Source organism: Chitinophaga sp. SVR4-12A, assembly GCF_056754765.1.
Genome location: NZ_JBPGWP010000002.1, coordinates 503,243 through 525,624, shown reverse-complemented (window position 1 = coordinate 525,624; position 22,382 = coordinate 503,243). Strand labels below are relative to the sequence as shown.

Genomic DNA, 22,382 nt, shown 5'->3' with positions numbered 1-22,382 from the left:
AAATATTAACCGGCTGTACAATAAACCCGCGAACGCACTTTTATTAAAAGAAAGTTAAAACTGCCCACCGTTCATACAGTTTTCCTTTGAACCTTAAGGCACGTATTATAATTTTGCGGACCAGCATGGGGACGATAAGATTCAACATATCGTATAAATGGCTGCTGTGCATACTATTGTACAGCTTCCACATTCAGTCTGCTACCGCCAACAAAAAGCTGGCGCAGGCTGATACCGTTCACCATACCATTAACCTGGGCGATTACTCCCATATTTTCGACATCAGCCAGCAGGATGATGAGGGAACGGAAGTGGTTCGCGCCACTAAAAATAAAAAGAAGACCCGCTACTACCTCAACGCCTCTTCGCGGCAATTCAGCGTTGGCCAGCGTATTGTTTATCCTGTAGACAAGCAGGACTATTACATACTTGAAAAAGAAAACAAATCCGGCGTCTATCAATGGCTTGATGCATTTTTACCCGCTTATTATAACTTCCTCTTCCGGTACACTTTGTTTTGATCCCCGGCTCATCACCCTTTTTCTTTCCAGACTTTTATTAATTGTTAACTGTTAATTGACTCAACAATGCAGCGTTATATTTGGGCCATTGCGGGATGGAGTGCTATTGCCATATACGGATGTACCACCAACGGGAATACGAACACCGCTAAAGAAAATGAAAAGCCTTTTCCTGTTACGGAACTGGTTGTAAAAGATACCTTGCTCCAGCATAAATATGTGGCCAGCCTGCAGGCGGTACGGAATGTGGAGATCAGGGCCCGCGTGAACGGGTTCCTGGAAAAGATCTATGTAGATGAAGGGCAGGAAGTGCGAAAAGGACAGCTGCTCTTCTCTATCAACGATGAAGAATACAGAACATTGCTCGCAGAAGCCAATGCTAACCTGAGCAGCGCTATCGCAGAAGCCAAGGCCACTGAAGTAGAGCTCAGGCGCGTTAAAATGCTGGTAGAAAAAAAGGTGATCGCCAAAACGGAGCTGGAGGTGGCGGAAGCCAAGCTGGCGGCCCTGAATGCCCGTGTTGACGAGGCCAGGTCTGCCGCAGCCAAAGCGGCCATGAAACTGAGCTATACAGACGTCCGCTCTCCCTTTGACGGCGTGATTGACCGTATACCGCTGAAAACAGGCAGCCTGATAGAAGACGGCGCCCTGCTTACTACCGTTTCTGATATCCATGAAGTATATGCTTATTTCAATGTATCGGAAACCGAATACCTGGAATACAAGAAATCCAAGAAAGGACCCGATAATAAAACCGTTAACCTGATCCTGGCAGACGGCTCTCCTTACAATCACCCGGGCAAGGTGGAAACCGTGGAAGGTGAATTTGAAACCTCCACCGGCGCCATCGCTTTCCGCGCCCGCTTCCCCAACCCGCAAAAGCTGCTGAAACATGGCGCCAGCGGCAACGTACAGCTGGAAAATTCAGTGGAGGACGCACTCATCATCCCGCAGAAAGCGGTATTTGAGATGCAGGACAAGAACTACGTATTTGTAGTGGACACCGCCAGCAAACGCGTAAGCATGCGCAATTTCACGCCCGGCTCCCGCCTAAGCTATTCTTACATCGTGAAGAACGGGCTTAAACCCGGCGAACGCATCGTATGCGAAGGTGCACAAAGCCTGCGTGACGGTATGCGCATTGAACCTGTTTCTATTCCATTGGATAGCGTGCTGAAAATGTAAGGCGTCCTTCAAAAAAAGATTGCATGTTTGATACTTTTATTAAGCGGCCGGTGCTGTCGCTGGTCATTTCTTTGATCATTACCCTGCTGGGATTACTGGCGCTCTTTACATTGCCGGTTACCCAGTTCCCCGATATCGTACCCCCTTCCGTCACCGTGACGGCCAAATATACCGGCGCTAACGCCGAAGTATGTACCAAGGCAGTGGCCACACCACTGGAAAGGGCCATTAACGGTGTGCCGGGCATGACCTATATGTCCTCTGTATCGACCAATGACGGCATCACCGTCATAACCGTGTTCTTCCAGGTGGGCATTGATCCCGACCAGGCAGCAGTGAACGTACAGAACAGGGTAGCTACCATCATCGACGAGCTCCCTGAAGAAGTAATTAAAGCAGGGGTCACTACTGAAAAAGAGGTGAACAGTATGCTGCTCTATCTCAACATCATGAGTGAAGACCCCGCAATGGACGAACAGTTCATTTATAATTTTGCAGACATCAACGTACTGCAGGAGCTGAAAAGGATCAACGGCGTAGGCCGCGCAGAGATCATGGGCGCCAAGGAATACGCCATGCGTGTATGGCTGAAACCCGACCGTATGCTGGCCTATAACATCTCTTCAGAAGAGGTGATCGCCGCCATCCGCCGGCAGAACATAGAAGCCGCCCCTGGTAAGACCGGGGAGAGCTCTGACAAAGCGCCACAGCTGCTGCAGTATGTGTTGCGCTACACCGGTAAATTCTTTGAGCCGCAACAATATTCCGATATCATCATCCGTACGGAAAGCAATGGCTCCATGCTGCGTCTCAAAGATGTGGCAGAGCTGGAATTCGGCGCGCTGACCTATGGCATGGTGTCGGAAACAGACGGTAAGCCTTCCGCCTCTATCATGCTCAAACAACGGCCCGGCTCCAATGCCAGTGAGGTGATACAGGAAGTGAAAGACCGCATGGAAGACCTGAAGAAGAGCTCTTTCCCGCCGGGTATGACCTACAACTTTAATTATGATGTATCGCGCTTTCTCGACGCATCCATACATGAAGTGCTGCGCACCCTGGTAGAAGCCTTTATACTGGTATTCCTGGTAGTGTTCATTTTCCTGCAGGACTTCCGCTCTACGCTCATTCCTGCGCTGGCGGTGCCTGTAGCCCTGATAGGTACGCTCTGTTTCATGCAGCTGATGGGCTTCTCCATTAACCTGCTTACATTGTTTGCACTCGTGCTGGCGATAGGGATCGTGGTGGATAATGCCATTGTGGTAGTGGAGGCCGTGCACGTGAAGATGAGCGAAGAGCACCTGCCTCCGCTGGAAGCCACCCTGGCCGCCATGAGAGAGATCAGCGGCGCTCTTGTGGCCATTACGCTGGTAATGTCTGCCGTGTTCATACCGGTGGCATTCCTCTCCGGCCCTGTAGGCGTATTCTATAGACAGTTCTCATTAACGCTGGCCATCGCCATTGTGATCTCCGGTATCAACGCGGTAACGCTGACGCCTGCACTCTGCGCTATCATGCTGAAGCATACGCATGGGCAGACATCTAAAGGCTGGCTGGCGCGCTTTTTCCGCCAATTCAACAAAGGATATGACGCTACTGCCAACCGTTACCGCAGCTTCCTGGGCCGCGTGGCAGGCAGGAGGATCATTACCCTGATCTTGTTAATAGTATTCTTCGTGGCCACCTGGGGCGCCAGCGCTATACTGCCTTCCGGCTTTATCCCTTCGGAAGACCAGGGCATGATCTATGTGAATGTGACCACGCCGCCCGGCGCTACCGTAGAACGTACGCAGCTGGTGCTGGAAGAAGTATATGCTGCTGCCAACAAGCTGGATGCGGTAGAATCCGTATCCACACTGGCTGGCTACAGCCTGGTGAACGAAGTGGCAGGCGCCTCTTATGGCATGGGCATGATCAATCTCAAGCCCTGGGAAGAGCGAAAGGAATCTGTGAATGAGCTGATGGCCGTGCTGGCTGAAAAAGTAAAACATATCACCGACGCCAGTATTGAATTTTTCCCGCCGCCTACCGTGCCCGGTTTCGGTAATGCCAGCGGCTTTGAGCTTCGTGTGCTGGATAAAACAGGTAGTGGTAACCTGGAACAAACTGCCAAGGTCACCAACGACTTCATCACTGCGCTGAAGCAAAGGCCGGAGATTGGAAGCGCCTTCACCAGCTTTGATCCGAGCTTCCCACAATATATGATCCATGTGGACCAGGAACGTGCCGCTCAGAAAGGTGTCAGCATAGAACGGGCGATGGAAACACTGCAGACATTACTGGGCAGCTACTATGCGTCTAACTTCATCCGCTTCGGGCAGATGTATAAAGTAATGGTACAGGCTGCGCCGCAGTACAGAACAAAGCCCGAAGATGTGCTGCACCTGTATGTGAAGAATGATAGCGGAGAGATGGTGCCTTTCTCCAACTTCATCCGCCTGGAGCGGGTATATGGACCGGAACAGCTTACCCGCTACAACATGTACACGGCCGCGATGATCAATGGTGATGCGGCGGCTGGATTTAGCAGCGGCGATGCTATCCGAGCTATAGAAGAAGAAGTTGCCAAACTACCCAGGGGATTCAGTTATGAATGGAGTGGTATGACACGTGAGCAGATCTTATCCGGCAACCAGGCCGTCTATATATTCGCGATCTGCCTGGTGTTTGTGTACCTGCTGCTGGCCGCGCAATACGAAAGCTTCCTGCTGCCATTGCCGGTGATCCTGTCCTTACCCGCCGGTATATTCGGCGCCTTCCTCTCGCTGCGTTTACTGGGGCTGGAAAATAACATCTACGCGCAGGTGGCGCTGGTGATGCTGATCGGCTTGCTGGGCAAGAACGCCATCCTCATTGTGGAATTTGCCATACTGCGCAACAAGCAGGGCTTAAACCCGCTGGAAGCCGCTATGGAAGGCGCAGTATCCCGTTTGCGCCCCATCCTCATGACCTCCTTTGCATTCATTGCAGGTTTGATACCCTTGTGTATCGCTTCAGGCGCAGGCGCCATGGGCAACCGCTCCATCGGTACGGCGGCTGCAGGCGGCATGTTGATAGGCACCTTCTTCGGGGTACTGGTGATACCAGGCTTATATGTATTGTTTGCGTCGCTAACGCGCAACACTAAACGGAACTAACATGAACAAGAGATCACTGATATATATTTACCTACCTGCGCTGTACGCCTTGCTGATGTTGGGCTGTCGCCTTCATCAGCCGCTGGCATTGCCGCAACCAAGGCAGCTGCCGGATACCTTTAACCATCACTCCGACACCACGGGTATAGGTAGCATACCCTGGCAGCAGTTTTTTAAAGACCCTTATCTGCAGGATTTGATCGATTCCGCTTTAAGGCACAATTATGAACTTCAAACTGCAGGAGAAAGAGTAAAGATCTCCGGCGCCGTATTAAGGGCAGCAAAGCATGCCTGGTTGCCGGCGGCCAGCATCAGCGCATCTGCAGGTGTTGATAAATATGGGAAGTATACCATGAACGGCGTAGGTAATTTTGACACCAATCTTTCTCCCAACATCAACAAAGACCAGCGCATTCCGGATCCTACGCCGGATCTCTTCCTGGGCCTGCGCAGCAGCTGGGAGATTGATATGTGGGGCAAGCTGAAAGACCGGAAAAAATCAGCCCTGATGCATTTTTTGGCCAGCGCCGAAGGAGAACGCCTGGTTACCACGCTACTGGTGGCCGAAGTAGCCACGCACTATTATGAACTGATTGCGCTGGACAGCGAGCTGGTAGTATTACAGAAGAACATTGACCTGCAGGAATCTGCGCTGTCTACGGTATCTATCCAGATGGAAGCCGGCCGCGCTACCTTATTAGCGCAGCAACAATTCCAGGCGCAATTGCTGGACACCCGCAGCCGCCAGTATACCACCCGTCAGCGACTGCTGCAAGTGGAAACCCAGCTCAATTATCTGCTGGGAAGATTTCCGCAACCCATACCACGAGGTAAACAGCTAATAGTGGATACACTGGCCACAAGCTGGAAACCCGGCGTGCCTTCCCAACTGCTGGTGAACCGGCCAGACATCCGGCAGGCGGAACTGGAACTGGGCGCAGCTAAGGCCGATATTTCCGCCGCCCGTAAAGCTTTCCTTCCCTCGCTAAATATCACGCCTTATGCAGGTTATAATGCATTTAAGGCAGGACTGCTGCTGAACCCTGGTTCGTTTGCCTATGGGGTATTAGGCAGCATTACTGCGCCCCTGTTCAACCAGAAACAGCTGTCCGCACAATACCAGATGACACATGCGGGCGCAAAGATCGCGTGGAACAATTACCAGCAGCAGATCCTGCAGGCTTACCAGGAAGTGGCGGTGGCCCTGGGTAATATCAGCAACCAGCAACAGGTATATAAATTAAAAACCGAAGAAGTGGGTGTGCTGCAAAGCGCAGTGTCTACTGCCAACGATCTTTTCCTGGGCGGATATGCATCCTACCTGGAGATCATCACGGCACAAAAGAGTGTGCTGGAAGCAGAGCTGTCATTAATTCAGGCACGTAGGGAAATGCTGGCGGGCACCGTACAGTTGTACCAGGCACTGGGCGGCGGATGGAAATGATATCATTCCTGTTAGTGATAAATCATATTATTTTCACTTGACTCTCCATGCTTTCTATATGCTTTCTCTATGCTTTCTCCATGCTTTCAGTATGCTTCGGGGCATTTTGCTAAAATAATATCATAACGGGGAGGGTGAACCCTCCAAGGGTTTTGAACCCTTGGAGGGTTTGCCTTAACAACTGCTGTGCATCCCTTAAATCAGCAGTACTATAAAAAGCCCCACGTGTTTACCTGCGAAACTTCACAGCATATTTGCGCAGCTACACTTCGAATATTTCTGCACGATTTCGATTCATCCTTCATCCCTTTCCAAAACTTAATAATTTGTAAACATATCATTCACCCCATTTAAAACCCTTGCTGGACAGACTTTTATCAGGCGAAATGAGAAAAAATATTCTTGTCTGGAATACACTACCACGTTTATGGGATGAATGCACCGGTGCATCGTTTTGGTTTTTTTGTACATTCATAAAGGAAATTATTCAAAACTGCAAGCCTATGAACACTCAATTACACCACACCAGGAATGCGGAGATCTTGAATGCAATTGTTTTAGCAACACCTTTTATACTTATCCTGGTAGCAATGGTTCCTTCGCCAGCTTAAGAAGACCACTAAAATAAGTGATGCCAGGATCTGATAAATACATGCGAAAAGCATGACGAACGTGTGAGCACAATAGATAGGAGCTATTAGCCGATGAACTGTATATCTTTATAACGAAAGCCCTTAACCCGGATGTATCTTTGACTAGGATTGAAAAACCTTTATCCGTCTCATCTTTATCTCAAAGCATCCTCTTACTGTCGTGCTTATGTTCGAAGAAAAAAAAGGTATGCAGTACCAACCCTGTCCGTTAGATAGACCGTATGTATATAGGATATCAGGAACCAACTGATTCAAAATAGCCATAAACGTTTCCGTATAGGCCATTATAAATCCTGCGTTATGCTAATTGAAAAATTAGTTTAACCAGTGTTTTGCCATGTCCGGAGCAAACTTACTACTATGGGAAAGATGAAAATTATTGGAGTTACTCCTTATGAACAACCCGATGTGCGCCTTGTACTAAGCCTGATGAAAGCCAACGCCATCCCTGTACTTCATCTCGGCCGCAATAAACAAAAAGCCATCGATGCGCTGAATGCCCTTACCACACAAAGCAACCAAAGCTTCGGGGTTTGCTTTACAGGCGCCGCCCTTGCAGACATTACCTTACCCGACCAGGTTACACTGGCTATCATGCCCTTTGGCACAAAGATCCCGCTCAAAGATCATGTGCAGGTATTCTACCAGGTGCACACAGCAGGCGAAGCACATAAGGCCCGGGCTACTAAAGCCAGTGGTATCATTATTAAAGGGAATGAAGGCAGTGGACAAGTAAGCGACGAATCTTCCTTCATCCTCTTCCAGCGGGTGATCCGGGAAATAAAAGATATAGAGATCTGGGTACAGGGCGGAGCCGGTATCCACACTACGGCAGCACTGGGCGCTATGGGCGCAGCAGGCGTGGTGCTGGACAGCCAGCTGGTATTGTTCCCTGAATGCAGTGCTCCTGCCGCATTGAAAAATATATGTGAAAAACTGAACGGGAATGAAACAAGGGTATTGGATCATTTTCGTGTGTTGGTAAGGCCCAATTCTCCCGCACTGCCCGACAACCTTACACAAAAGCGGCTCGAAAAATACCTCGACACACCGGACCTGGAAAAAGGTTATCTGCCCCTGGGACAAGACATTGCCATCGGTATAGATCTTGTTCAGCGCTATAAAAAACTAAGCCGTCTTGTATTTGCATTACAGGAAGCTGCACATGGCCACCTGCGCCAGGCGCAGGCGCTCAATGTGCTGAGTCCCGGCAATGCCCTTGCACAGGAGCTGCAGATCCCCTACCCGATCGCACAGGGGCCGATGACCCGCGTAAGCGATGTACCTGCATTTGCCGCAGCAGTGGCAGCGGCAGGTGGTCTTCCCTTTGTGGCGCTCTCTTTGTTAAAAGGAGAACAGGCCAGGCAGCTCATCACACATACCAAATCACTGGCAGGCGATCGGCCCTGGGGCGTTGGTATCCTGGGATTTGCGCCGCCCGAACTGCGTGAAGAACAGATAGCTTATATCAAAGAAGAAAAACCACCGATCGTGCTCATTGCCGGCGGCAGGCCCTCACAGGCAAAAACACTGGAACAGGAAGGCATCAAAACATTTCTGCATGTACCTTCTACCTCCCTGCTGGATATGTTTATTAAAGAAGGCGCCAAAAGGTTTGTGTTTGAAGGAAGAGAATGCGGCGGCCACGTTGGCCCGCTTTCCAGCCTGGTACTATGGGAAAGACAGGTGGAACGACTGCTGCAGGAAGAGCATGCAGACCAGTTCAGCATCTTCTTTGCCGGTGGCATTCACGACCCGCTTTCTGCCGCATTCATTTCTGTAATGGCGGCTCCCCTGGCAGCCAAAGGCGCAAAGATAGGCGTACTGATGGGCACCGCTTATATCTATACACAGGAAGCCGTGAGCAGTGGCGCCATCCTGCAGCAATTCCAGGATCAGGCCCTGCAGCATAAGGATACCATCCTGCTGGAAACGGCTCCTGGCCATGAAACACGCTGTTTGTATACTCCCTTTGCAGACTTCTTCAATACGGAGAAAGAACGCCTGCAAAAAGCCGGCACCGATAAAAAGGAAATATGGGCCCAGCTGGAACAGCTCAATGTTGGCCGACTGCGTATAGCCGCCAAAGGTATGGAGCGCAGAGGCGATGCATTGGTGATGATTAACCATGACGACCAGCTGCGCGCCGGTATGTATATGATCGGCCAGGTGGCTGCCTTAAAAGAGCATGTTATCTCTGTGGCTGAATTACATAAAAGCGTGGCGGAAGATAATTTCAGCCTGATTGCGCAGGCAACGCTGCCCGCGCTGCCCGCGGCTACTGACAAAGCGCTGAACGTAGCCATTGTAGGCATGGCCTGTATCTATCCCGGCGCGAGGAACATAGAAGAATACTGGCGCAATATCATTCTTGGAAAAGATTGTGTAACAGAAGTGCCGGACGAACGCTGGAACAAGTCGCTCTATTATGACCCGGCATCCAGCAATGGTGAAAAGTCTCCTTCCAAATGGGGCGGCTTCATCCCTAAAATAGATTTCGATCCTCTTACTTTCGGCATACCGCCGCAATCGCTGGCCGCCATTGATCCGGCGCAGCTCCTGAGCTTACTGGTGGCTAAACAGGCACTGGATAACGCAGGTTACGGCGGCGCCAATATCAACCGTGAGAACGTGTCTGTGATCATCGGTACAGAAGCAGGTACAGACCTTGCCAACAACTATGGCTTCCGTTCCCTGTTCACACAAATCTTCGGTGAGATCCCGCCCGAACTGAACGATGCGCTGCCTAAGCTGACGGAAGATTCTTTCCCCGGCATACTGGCCAACGTGATAGCAGGCCGGATCACCAACCGGCTGGACCTGGGCGGACGTAACTATACCGTGGATGCTGCCTGCGCTTCCTCCCTCGCAGCGATCGATCTCGCCTGCCAGGAACTGATCCTGGAAAAATCAGATATGGTGATCGCCGGTGCAGCAGACCTGCATAACAGCATCAACGATTACCTGATGTTTGCCAGCACCCATGCCCTCTCCCGCAATGGCAGATGCGCTACTTTCGATGCTAACGCCGACGGGACTACGCTGGGTGAAGGTATTGCCATGATGGTGCTGAAAAGATATGAAGACGCCCAGTGCGACGGTGATACCATCTATGCCGTGATCAAAGGCGTAGGCGGATCCAGCGATGGCAAGAGCCTGGGCCTGACGGCTCCGCGTAAAGCCGGCCAGGCAAAAGCATTGGAACGTGCCTATGAGCAGGCAGGCATCTCTCCTGCCACCCTCGGACTGGTAGAGGCCCATGGCACCGGCACCGTGGTGGGCGACAGAACAGAACTGAGCGCGATTTCCGATATGCTGATACAGTCCGGCGCTACCCATGCACAAACACATTTAGGCTCTGTAAAGACACAGATCGGCCACACCAAATGCGCTGCAGGCCTGGCAGGTTTGATCAAAGCTGCATTGTCTGTATACCATGGTGTAAAACCGCCAACCATCCATCTTAAAACGCCTAACAGCTTCTATAACCCGGCCAGCAGTCCCTTTGCCTTCAATACGCAAACAGGGCTCTGGAACAACGACAAGCGGGTAGCCGGTATCAGCGCCTTCGGCTTTGGCGGCACCAATTTCCATGCAGTGATCGAAAACCATGAAGCAGCGATACCGTCTGCCCCGGTGATCAGCGCATGGCCGGCAGAACTGTTCGTGTTCCGTGGTGACAGCTATGAGGAAGCAAAGCAGCTGCTGAGCACTGTAAAACAGCTGATTGACAGCAATGACAATATCGAGCTGAAAGATATTGCCTGGAGCCTGTATAGACACAACAGTCATCCTATACAATTGTCTATCGTAGCCGATAACATTGAAGACCTGCGCCTGAAACTGGACCTGGCCATCTCCGGCGTTGCGAGCAACGGTGTATACATCACAGCAGCGCTGGACGGCAAGGTAGCATTCCTCTTTCCCGGACAGGGCAGCCAGCGTGTGAACATGGCGCGTGATCTTTTCGTTACCTTCCCCGCCATGCGCAGGCTGTTAAAAGATAAACCGCACTACGAACAACTGTTGTTCCCTGCAGCGGTATTTGATGAAGCAGCGCAGAAACAGCAGAAATCATCTATCAAGGATACCCGCCTGGCACAACCTCTCTTAGGGATTGTAGACCTGGCTATCGCCACCTTCCTGCAATCATTAGGCATAGCGCCCGATATGGCAGCAGGCCACAGTTACGGCGAGCTGCCTGCGCTGTGCTTTGCAGGCGTATTTGAAGAAAACGAGCTGGTGCCCCTGAGCGAAAAGAGAGCCGCCGCCATCCTCGATGCAGTAGGTGCTGATAAAGGCGCCATGCTGGCGGTAAGCTGTAAAGAAGAAGTGCTGAACGGTCTCACAGACGGCGTTGCCGATGTATGGCCGGTGAATCATAATTCTCCGCTGCAATGGGTGGTAGCCGGTACTACACCTGCTATCGCAAAGCTGGCAGAAAAACTGCAGGGCGCTAACATTTACTTCCAGCAACTGGAAGTGGCCTGCGCTTTCCACAGCCCACTGCTTGCGGGAGCACAGGCGCTGTACAGCGCAGCTCTCAGCAATACAGATCTCAGATCAGCTTCCATCCCCGTATGGTCTAATACTACGGCCGCCATTTACCCAGGCAGCGCTGACGCCATCCGCGAAAGACTGGCGGAGCACCTGGTGAAGCCGGTAAGATTTACCGAAGAAATAGAACACATGTACGCCCGGGGTGCACGTGTATTCATTGAAGTAGGTCCGGGCAAAGTATTGAGCAACCTGACCAAAGCCATCATCGGCGATGAGGGGCTGATACTTCATACCGAAGATAAAGGCCAGGCGGGCATCACTCACCTGTTACACACCATTGCCCGTTACATGGCCAGCGGCAGAAGCGTGCACATGGAACAGCTCTTTGATGGCAGGAATGTTCGTCAGCTGGACCTCAACGCTCCTGAGCAATACAAAAAGAGCAGCACCGTATGGCTGGTGAACGGCCATTATGCGGAGCCCAGCACCGGCAAGCTGCCTGCCCATGGCGCACTACCGATCGTTGCACCGCTGCAGCTGAAAGGCGCAGCGCCTGCCAACCCGGTTGTGATCAATAACCAGGGCGGCGCAGAACAGCTGGTAGAAGCTTACCTCAATAGTATCAAACATATTGTGCAGGCACAGCGCGATGTGATCCTCGGATACCTGGGCCATCACCCGCACCCACAAAGCTTTGAAAGCGCTCCCCTGCCTGATCTCACGCCGCGCAAGACCATACCGGTGCACAGTCATGGTAACGGTAACGGCCAGCACTATACGAATGGCGCACACACCGTTGCTGCCCTTGCTACTATTCCCGACACCGCTGTACTGGACGTAAAAGGCATCCTCCTCTCCGTGATCAGCGACAAGACCGGCTATCCGCCTGATATGCTGGGAATGGAAATGGACCTGGAAGCAGACCTTAGCATAGACTCCATCAAACGTATGGAGATCATCGGCGAACTGAAAACAAGACTGGGCGGATTCAAACACGCCACCCACAGTGAGGAGACACTGGTGGAACAACTGGCAGCTATTAAGACATTGAAAGGCCTGGTGGACTGGATAAGCGAAAACACCGCTAACACTGGCAGCGTGACAACGGCGCCCGTAGCTGGAAACCCGTCCTCAAGCTCAGACCTCCAAGCTTCACCCTCAAACGTGAACGGCCGTTCTGCTGCGGAAATACAATCCGTGCTCCTGAGCGTAGTAAGTGAAAAAACAGGCTACCCGGCAGATATGCTGGGCCTGGACCTCGACCTGGAAGCAGACCTGAGCATCGACTCCATTAAACGCATGGAGATCATCGGCGAGCTGAAAACAAGGCTGGGTGGCTTACAATCTTCCAATGGCCAGGGAGAGGAACTGATGGAACAGCTGGCCGCCATTAAAACCCTGCAGGGACTGATCAACTGGCTGGCCGCCACTACCGCCGGCGATTTTGAGCCGGTACAGGAAGCCAGGAAGATCATTGAACAGGGCTTTTCCAACGATAGCCATACAGGGAAAGAAACGCTCTCCCGCATGCGCTTTGAGCTGACGCCTTCTGTGCTTGATCAAACAAAAACCGCGCGCCTGGAAGGAAACGCCTTCGCGATCACAGACGATGGCGGGCCTATCGCCATGGCCATCAAACAACAGCTGGAACAACAGGGCGCGAGCGCTACTATCATACAGGCGAATGATTCGCTGGAGGGTTATCATGGGCTCATCATCCTGGATCTCTTCTCTTCGCAGCAACGCCCGGATATTATCGCGGCTTTCTCCATGGTGAAGAAGCTGGACTTCGGCAAAGTGAAATGGGTATACGCTGTTTCGGATTTTGACAGCCATTCAGGGCACGATACCGGTATGGAGCTGTTACAACACTTCCAGGGTTATTCCGGCTTCTTTAAGAGCCTGGATAAAGAATATGAGCATACGAAATGCCGCACCATCAACATCAACCTCTCCGGCAAAGCGGCGCCTGAAAAAATAGCTGCCATCACACTGGATGAGATACTGCACCCGGATGGTCCTGCAGAGGTATTCTATCACAACGGTAGCCGACAGACCCTGGAACCGGTGCCCTCCCGCCTCATCATCAGCCAAACACCCGATATCCAACTGAACAGGCAATCCGTGATACTGGTACTGGGCGGTGCACAAGGCATTACAGCTGAACTGATGATCCGCTTCTCGAAAGAATATCCCTGCCGTTACATCCTGGTAGGCAGGTCTGCTGACCCCCGGAAACATATGCAGGACCAATATGCGCTCCTGAAAACCAAAGATGAGATCCGACAGTATATCGTAGCAGAGGGCCAGCTGAAAAAGCCGGCAGAAATAGAGAAGAAAACAGCGGAGATCCACAAATACAACCAGATCCTGCAAACTATCCATTCACTGGAGCAGAACGGCGCTACGGTTAGCTATCACTCACTGGACCTGCGCGATGAAAGCGCCCTGCGCGATCTCATCAAAGGCGTATATCGTGAATATGGGCGCATAGATGGCGTAGTGCATGGTGCAGGACTCCTGGAAGATAAGCTCTTCCACCAGAAAACGCCGGAGTCATTTGAGCGTGTGTTCTCTACCAAGGTAACGCCGCTGCGGGTACTGGCAGAGCAGCTGAATACAGCTACGCAGTTCGTGATCCTTTTTTCCAGCGTGGCTTCTGTGTACGGCAACCGCGGACAAACGGATTATGCAGCCGCTAACAGCGTGATGGACCGTTGTGCCCGTGTATTGAAGCAACGCCTGCAAGCCAAGGTGATGGCTATCAACTGGGGGCCCTGGAAAGGCACCGGCATGGTATCGCCCTCCCTTGAAAAAGAATACGAACGCAGGGGCATTGCGCTCATTCCCCTGTCTGATGGCATGGAAACCTTTATTGATGAACTGAAATATGGTAACGAAAGCCAGATAGTCATCATGGCAGGCAATGTTACTTTTTAAGGTTTGAAGTTTGAGGTTTGAGGTTCGTTGGATGTTTGAGGTTCGGAGGCAAGCTCCGGGCCTATCACTTGAATCAGACCTCCAACCTTTAACGAACTTCAAACCTCAAACCTCAAACTTCACAATCCGTGAAAACCCGCTTTTAATGAATTCTGAAGTAGCTATAATCGGCATGTCATGCATCTTCCCGGGAGCCGGCGACCTGGCAGCTTTCTGGAAGAATATTATCAACCGCGTAGACGCCATACAAACCGTGCCGGAAAACCGGATGGACAGCGTGTTCTTTGACGGCGAAACTGCTGTAGACCGCTTCTACTGCCGGCGGGGTGGATTCATAGATGAATTTGCAGCATTCGATCCTATACAGTTCGGCATTCTTCCCCTCGTGGTAGAAAGCACGGAGCCGGAGCAACTGCTGGCCCTAAGCCTGTCCTATAAAGCATTGCAGGATGCCGGGGTATTTGAAAAAGAACTGCCCCTGGATAATACCGGCATCATCATCGGTAAAGGAAACTACCCGGGCCCCGGCGCAGTGCGAGGCATTGAGATCATCCGCACCGGCGAACAGATTGTGCGTGTATTGCAGCACCTGCTGCCTGATCTGAAGAAGGAAGAGCTGGACCGTGTAAAGAAAGAGTTCCAGGTAAAGAAAGGCCGCTTTGGCCCGGATACCGCCATGGGATTGATCCCCAACCTGGTGGCCTCGCTGGTGGCCAACCGTCTCAACCTGGGTGGCACCGCCTATACCGTAGATGCTGCCTGCGCCAGCTCCCTGATAGCCGTAGACCATGCGGTGAAGGAACTGCTCAGCGGGCGCTCGGATATGGTGATTGCCGGCGGCGTACACGCCTCGCAGAACGCACCTTTCTGGAGCATCTTCACACAATTAGGCGCGCTGTCGAGGAATGAACAGATACGCCCCTTTGATCAAAGAGCAGACGGCGTACTGATAGGCGAAGGCTGCGGCTTTGTAGTACTGAAAAGGCTCGATGATGCCATCCGCGATGGTCATCGCATTTATGCCGTGGTAAAAGGCGTAGGCGTATCGAGCGATGGTGCAGGTGTGAGCGTGATGAGCCCTTCCGTAAAAGGACAGGCAAAAGCCATCCGCCAGGCCTGGCAACAGGCAAAGACCGATCTCCGGGAAATAGGCTACCTGGAAGCACATGGCACGGCTACACAATTAGGCGATAAAACAGAGCTGGAAACCCTCCTGCAAGTGTTCGGCAACGATACTGCGCTGCCGAAGGCAGGCATCGGCACCATCAAATCCATGATCGGACATGCCATGCCTGCCGCAGGAATGGCTGGGCTGATCAAGACCGCGCTGGCATTATACCACGGACAACTACCCCCTACCCTGCATTGCGAAGATCCGTTGCCTTTAATGCAACAAACCAGGTTCACGCCTGTACTCGAAGCAAGCTCCTGGGATGCATCCGGGCTGCCACGCCGCGCCGGTGTAAATGCTTTCGGCTTTGGTGGCATCAATGCGCACGTAGTGCTGGAAAGCCTGGACCTGCAGGATGGCCAGCAGAAAAAACAATTTAAAGGCATGGCGCCGGCCGTAAAGCGTGACCCGGTGCTGTTACTGGCCCGTCCTGATAAAGCGGCACTGATCATGGCGCTGGAAGAACAATCGACAACTATCGGCGAAGGCAATTATCGTATAGCCGTATTCGATCCCACACCTGAACGCATTAAAAAAGCGATCAAGATAGTGGGCAAAGACAGTCCCTGGCGCAACAAGCAGGACATCTGGTTCTCCAACGATCCTTTGTTAACACAGGGCGGTAAAGTGGCCTTCCTGTTCCCAGGTCTCGACGGTCTCGTGAACGGCGAAACCGCCAGCGTGGCCCGGTACTTTAATTTGGCAGGCTTGCCGCATATTACGGGCGCTGATGGCGTACTGGCCGCGGCGCAGCAGCAGATGGAGAACAGCGGTATATTAGACGCTGCGCTGAAACAACTGGGCGTTCAACCTGATCTCAACGCCGGGCATAGCCTGGGAGAATGGCTGGCCGGACGCGCAGCCGGTATGGTGGAAGAGCATTCCCTCATGCGCCTGCAGGCCCAGCTGGACCCTACGCTGTTTGAACAAAAGAACGCTACTTTCCTGGTAGCCGGCTGCGGGTATGAAAAACTGAAACCGCTGCTGGATATCACCGAAGATATTTACCTCTCTATTGATAACTGTCCGCAGCAGGTGATCCTCTGCGGTACAAATGAAGCCGTGAGCAGCTTCACTGCTGTACTCCGCGAAGAACAGATCTTTTACCAGGTACTGAACTTCCAGTCGGGCTTCCACTCTCCCTTTGTAAAAGACAAGCTGGACCTGCTGCTGGCAGGAATGGACCTGCTGGAGTTCCGTCCGGCTACGGTACCGGTATGGTCTGCCACCACCTTAAGCACTTATCCATCTGCCATTGAAGACATTCGCCAGCTGAGTGTGGAACATCTTTTACAACCCGTTCGCTTCCGTGAGCTGATAGAAAAACTGTACAGTGAAGGTGTAAGGGTATTCATCCAGGTTGGTGCAGGCGGGTTGATAGGTTTTGTAGACGATACTTTAAAACAACAGACCTACAGCGCAGTCGCTGCCAGCGTGCCTGTGAGGCCGGGCCTCTGCCAGCTGCAAAGAGTGCTGGCTGCGCTGTTTGTAGAAGGAAGAGCAGTGAACAATGCTTTTATGGAAACGGGCCTTGCCCTTAAGACTAAAACTGCCGCCGCGGTAAAGCTGCAACTAGGCTCTCCCATTGTAAAAGAGATCGCCGCATTGAAACAGTTGCCGGTGGCTAAACCGCAGCATAAAGCCGTTTCGGAAACTGCCTCTTCTCCCGTTATGCGGGCCCTGATGGAAAACTTTGAAGAGATCTCACAGATCCAACATTCCCTGCTCGAAGCATTTCAACAGAAAACCGCTTATCGCAATGGCGCTAATGGTAACGGGCATCATACCGCTGTGCAGGCTCCGCCACCAGCTCCGGCTAAACAGCAAGCGGTGATGCATCCTTTAGATATTTCCCTGGATACCCATCCATACCTGATAGATCACTCCCTCATCCGGCAAAGGCCCGGATGGCACTGTGCAGATGATATGGAACCGGTGATCCCCATGACAATGATCCTGGAAGTGTTTGGCGACATTGCCGCTGCAAATGCCCCCGGCATGCTGGTGCAAAAGATCCTGCAGGTGAAAGTGTTCCAGTGGATGAACGTAGCGAAGCCTTTCCGTGAAACGGTACGGGGCGAATGGAAAGCAGCGGACCGCATCTACCTCGATCTTGAAAAATACGCCAATGCGGAAGTACAATTATCCAAACAATATAACACCCCTGACTGTACCGGCGCAGATATTGGCGCTCCGCTGAACATACAGATAACACCGGAACAGGTATATACACAACGCATGTTCCATGGCCCTGCCTACCAGGGTATCAAAGAAGTGAGCGTGATCGCGGAGAAAGGTATCCGCGGCATTATTGAAGGCGGAGCAGGTAAAGGCTCCCTGCTGGATAATGCCGGGCAGCTCTTTGGTTTGTGGTTGCAGCTCACCCTGCCTAAAGACCGTATCGCGTTTCCCGTGAAGATCCAGGAAGTAGAGCTGTACGCTGCGCTGGATGATCAGCAGGGCAGCTTTGAATGTACCTGCCAGCTCACCTCTCTGAATGAAGAATTTGCCTTTGCAGATTTTATCCTGAAACGCGATAACAAGGTATGGGCGATTATAAGAGGCTGGCAGAACCGGCGCCTGGAAATAGATGAGCGCCTGTGGAATGCGCTGATCTCGCCGAGGCATGCATTGTCAACAGAGATCGTGCCCGGCGTATTCATGTTCCATAATGCGTATAGTCGTGTTAACTCCTGGGACTTCATTGTAAAACGGTATTTCAACCAGGAGGAGAAAAAGCATTACAACGAACTGCCACTACACAAAAAGAAGGAATGGATCATCAGCCGCGTGGCGGCCAAAGATGCCGTAAAGGGCGTATTACACCGCTCAGGTGAGCTGCACTACCCGGTAGAATTTGCTATCGCCGCTACGGAGGCCGGGCAGCCCTTCCCTGAAGGGGGCGCCGCTAAGGGTATTCATCTTTCACTGGCGCATAAGCATACCGATGCCGTGGCCATCGCCCGTGCCGACAGGCCCGTAGGAATAGATATAGAAGAGATCCGCGGGCACAATACCGCCTTCAAGGACCTGGTATTTGATCCGGCAGAGCTGGCGCTGATCGGTTCCCGCGACGAAGCTGAATGGCTCACCCGCTTTTGGGTAGCAAAAGAAGCTTACGGAAAATCACTGGGCAAAGGCTTGCAGGGTAACCCGAAAGGGTATACGGTAGAACGCATTAACGGCGATGATCTGCAGATAAAAGGAATTATCATTCACACTATTAAGTATAAAAACTACATAATCGGATGGACCAGTTAACACAACCTACGCAACTGAGCGAAGAAGCGATCCTGCAGGTGCTGAAACAATTTATCACAGCAGTGATCGGGGAAGAATTCGTGGAAGATCTCGATATTACCCCGCAAAGCTCCTTCACCAAAGACCTCGAGATGGACAGCATCGAAATAGTGGCTTTCTCTGAAAAGGTAAAAGCCCATTTCGGAAAGGATATCGACTTTACCGGCTGGCTGTCTAACATGGACCTGGATGAGATCATTAACCTCAACCTGGGAGACATCACCAAATACATCCAGTCATGCCTGTAGTATCACTTCAACATACCGGCATTCATATGCAGGAAATGAATGCAGAAGCGCCGGAAACCATCGTGATGGTGCATGGTATGTTCACCAACCTGTCCATCTACTATTTCAATATTGCGCCTATACTGGCACAACAGTTCCATGTTGTGTTATACGACCTGAAAGGTCACGGTATGAGCGGAAGATCCAGCCATGGGTATGATCTGCAGACCATGAGCAATGAGCTGGTGGAACTGATGGATAACCTGGGACTGGATACCGTTCACCTGGCAGGCTACAGCTACGGCGGACTTATAGCATTAAAGGCAGCCATGCGTTTTCCCGAAAGGATCAACAAGCTGGCGATCATAGAAAGCCCCGACCCGTATGAACAGGAAACCATGAGCATTGTAGACATCTACAGCAAAGAGCTGTTGATGCATTTTATCAATGATCATGCGGGAGATACCGCAGTCAAGCCCGGAAAACGGCAGCTGGAACGCCGTCACCGTATGTATGAACAGCTGCTCAAAGAAAGCAGCATCCGGCAGGACATGCAGCAGGAAAGGCATTTCTTCTCCAATCCGCAGCTGACCGGTATCCCGCATGAAACACTGCTGATCTACGGGAATGCATCAGATTGCATACCTGCGGGGCAGCAGCTGCATGAAAAGATCAAGCACTCGCGGCTGATGCTGGTGGACGGCGATCATAACATCCCTGTGCAGGAACCTTTTCCTATTGCTTTTGCACTCAAAGACTTTTTCGCATCTCAATTATAACCATTAGCCCTATGGCAAAATTTGTATTTGTTGTTCCTCCGCTTACGGGCCATATCAATCCAACTTTAAGTGTGGGGGCTGAGTTGCTGCTGCGTGGGCACGAAGTAGGCTGGATCAGCCTGGAAGCGGCTCTCGGGGAGAAACTGCCGCCGGGCGGACAACTCCTGCTGGTAAGCTATGACGATGACCATGCCGCCACACAGGATGGTCCGCGTTACCTAGACGCTATCCAGCAAAAGAACGTATATGGCGTGGAAAGCATTAAATTCCTCTATGATGATGTGCTGATCCCTCTTAACCGTTATATGTACCCCGGCATCCTGCAATGGCTGGATACTTTTCAACCTGATGTCGTGATCCACGATCATGAATTGTTCGCAGGCGCTATCGCCGCTGCTAAAAAGGGCCTCCCCTGCGCTACCACTGTTACAGCTCCTGCTGCTGTAAGAGCCATGGACGATCTCCCCAAAGTAAAGGAATGGGGTGATCAGAAGATCGTCGCACTACAGCGCGAATTAGGCCTGGATACAGATCGTTCCCTGCAATGTTCAGCTACCATGGCCCTGGTATTCACCTCGCGTGAATTCTTTGGCGATACCGACCTGGAAGACCAATACAAGTTTGTGGGCCCTGTGATACAGCATCGCCCTGCCGTGATCCCCTTTGAATGGGAGAAGTTCTATCATATGGAACATCCGCTGAGGATCCTGGTATCCATCGGTACCACCTTTGATCATAGCTATAAAAAAGAATTCTTCAGCAAAGTATGTGCAGCATTCGGGAACGAGCCTGTTACGGTTGTGGTGGTATCTGATCCGGCGCTTTTCGAGGAATGGCCTGCCAATTTCATGGTGCAGGAGAAAGTGCCGCAGCTGGCATTGCTGCCGCATCTACATGCCGTAGTGTGCCACGGCGGTCATAATACCGTGTGCGAAACCCTGGCCCATGGCCTGCCCCTGGTAGTGATCCCGATTGCTTATGATCAGTCTTTTGTAGCCGGCAGGGTAACTGCATCTGAAAGCGGGCTGCGACTCAATTTCAAGCGCTTTAAAGCAGATCATCTGAAGCAGGCTGTATATGAAGTGCTGCAGGACCCGAAATATGCTGCCGCCGCCCAAAGCATGCAGCAATCTTTTACACAGGCCGGCGGAACTCCCAGGACAGCAGATCTGCTGGAAGAAATGGTGAATAGTCCATTGTCCATAGTCGATGGTCCATGGCCTACCAGGTAAAACGAGCTTTACAACCTGATACATGTATCATTGGTATAAGCTATGGAGCATGGACTATGGACCATCGACTTAACTAAACAACCAATTATGTCTAAATTCTTATTCGTAGTACCGCCTTTCTTTGGGCATATCAGTCCAACCCTCAGCGTTGGCGCCAGCTTAATCGCGCGCGGCCACCAGGTGGCATGGGTAGGTATACAGGAAATTGCCGCGGAACATGTGCCTGCAGGCGGCCGCTTTATTGTGCCTCATGCCGAACTGGAAGAACATTTACCGGAGATCCAACGGATATTGAAAAGACAGGATGATGGGCCCAACATCTCCGGCGCGGAAACACTGAAGCTGGCCCTGGAAGAAACCTATATGCCTTTCTGCCGCTTCATTATGAAAGGTTTAGAACGCATCGTAGACGAGTTCCAGCCGGATGTGATCGTCAACGACTGTATCACTTTTGCGGGCGCGATCTGTGCCTATAACAAAGGCATTCCCTATGTAACCACTACGCCGGTGCCACCGGATGTAGGCGGAGACGCGATGAGCGCTCCCAAAGTGCATGCCTGGTGGGTACGGAACATCCTGGAGCTGCAGCAATCATTCGGCATCTATGACCCTGCCGCGGTAGTGAACTCGGGAGAGCTGAACCTGGTGTTCACCTCACAGGAGTTTGCTGCTATTGCCCAGCCGCCGGCGTATATGAAATTTGTAGGACCGGTAAAGGGCCGTCCCAATAACACGCCTTTTGACTGGGAACGATTGGAAAAAGCAACTGGTCCGAAGGTATATGTATCCCTGGGCACCCTGCTGGTAGATATCCGCAAAGAGTTCTTCAGTAAGCTAATCGAAGCTTTTGCCGACCAGCCACTTACGATAGTGGCCGCCACCAACCCGGACATCTTTGAGCAATGGCCGGATAATTTCATTGTGCAGGGCTATGTGCCGCAATCGCAGGTCATCGCCAAAATGGATGCGGTGATCTGTCACGGTGGTTTCAATACCGTGAACGATACCTTTATGAACGGCTTGCCCATGCTCATCACGCCTATTGCCTATGATCATTTCCATACCGCTTCCCTGATAGAAAAAGCAGGCTGCGGCATCAAGCTGCGTTACAAACGGCTGCGGGTAAACGACCTTAAGACCGCCATGTGGGAAATACTGCGTAACCCACAGTACCGCAGTGCCGCTGAGCATATCAGGAATACTTACATCCAGGCCGGTGGTAATGACAAGGCAGTGGAATACCTGGAAACATTCGCCGCCAAAAAACGCGTGGTAGCATTCTAAAGCAATTAC

General features: G+C 51.8%; 10 protein-coding genes. All 10 read left to right on the top strand.

Annotation, left to right across the window (positions count from 1 at the left end):
* Nucleotides 1-125 precede the first annotated feature (125 nt).
* Entirely contained in the window at nucleotides 126-521 is a 396-nt protein-coding gene (locus ACR9Y8_RS28510) for a hypothetical protein (protein WP_481216704.1), read from the top strand.
* A 66-nt stretch (nucleotides 522-587) separates the two neighbouring features.
* Nucleotides 588-1,706 carry an efflux RND transporter periplasmic adaptor subunit gene (locus tag ACR9Y8_RS28505; RefSeq protein ID WP_481216703.1) on the top strand — a complete coding sequence of 373 codons (1,119 nt, stop codon included), beginning with the start codon at nucleotides 588-590 and terminating at the stop codon, nucleotides 1,704-1,706.
* A 23-nt stretch (nucleotides 1,707-1,729) separates the two neighbouring features.
* Nucleotides 1,730-4,843 (top strand): efflux RND transporter permease subunit, encoded by a 3,114-nt coding sequence (locus ACR9Y8_RS28500; RefSeq protein ID WP_481216702.1) that lies wholly within the window; start codon nucleotides 1,730-1,732, stop codon nucleotides 4,841-4,843.
* Nucleotide 4,844: 1 nt separating this feature from the next.
* Nucleotides 4,845-6,287: a TolC family protein gene (locus tag ACR9Y8_RS28495; RefSeq protein ID WP_481216701.1), complete on the top strand. Its 1,443-nt coding sequence runs from the start codon at nucleotides 4,845-4,847 to the stop codon at nucleotides 6,285-6,287.
* 1,013 nt (nucleotides 6,288-7,300) lie between these two features.
* A complete protein-coding gene (locus tag ACR9Y8_RS28490; RefSeq protein ID WP_481216700.1) occupies nucleotides 7,301-14,380 on the top strand; it encodes an SDR family NAD(P)-dependent oxidoreductase in 7,080 nt (2,359 codons plus the stop codon).
* A gap of 145 nt (nucleotides 14,381-14,525) precedes the next feature.
* Nucleotides 14,526-18,812, top strand: coding sequence for a type I polyketide synthase (locus ACR9Y8_RS28485; protein ID WP_481216699.1), 4,287 nt, complete (start codon nucleotides 14,526-14,528; stop codon nucleotides 18,810-18,812).
* Complete coding sequence (locus tag ACR9Y8_RS28480) at nucleotides 18,800-19,099, top strand: acyl carrier protein (RefSeq protein ID WP_481216698.1); 300 nt, start codon at nucleotides 18,800-18,802, stop codon at nucleotides 19,097-19,099. Before ACR9Y8_RS28485 ends, ACR9Y8_RS28480 begins: the two co-directional genes overlap by 13 nt.
* A complete protein-coding gene (locus ACR9Y8_RS28475; RefSeq protein WP_481216697.1) occupies nucleotides 19,090-19,857 on the top strand; it encodes an alpha/beta fold hydrolase in 768 nt (255 codons plus the stop codon). The genes ACR9Y8_RS28480 and ACR9Y8_RS28475 overlap by 10 nt, the downstream gene beginning before the upstream one ends.
* A gap of 11 nt (nucleotides 19,858-19,868) precedes the next feature.
* Entirely contained in the window at nucleotides 19,869-21,089 is a 1,221-nt protein-coding gene (locus ACR9Y8_RS28470) for a glycosyltransferase (protein ID WP_481216696.1), read from the top strand.
* Between the two features lie 87 nt (nucleotides 21,090-21,176).
* Nucleotides 21,177-22,373, top strand: a complete 1,197-nt coding sequence (locus ACR9Y8_RS28465) for a glycosyltransferase (protein ID WP_481216695.1) — start codon at nucleotides 21,177-21,179, stop codon at nucleotides 22,371-22,373.
* Nucleotides 22,374-22,382 lie beyond the last annotated feature (9 nt).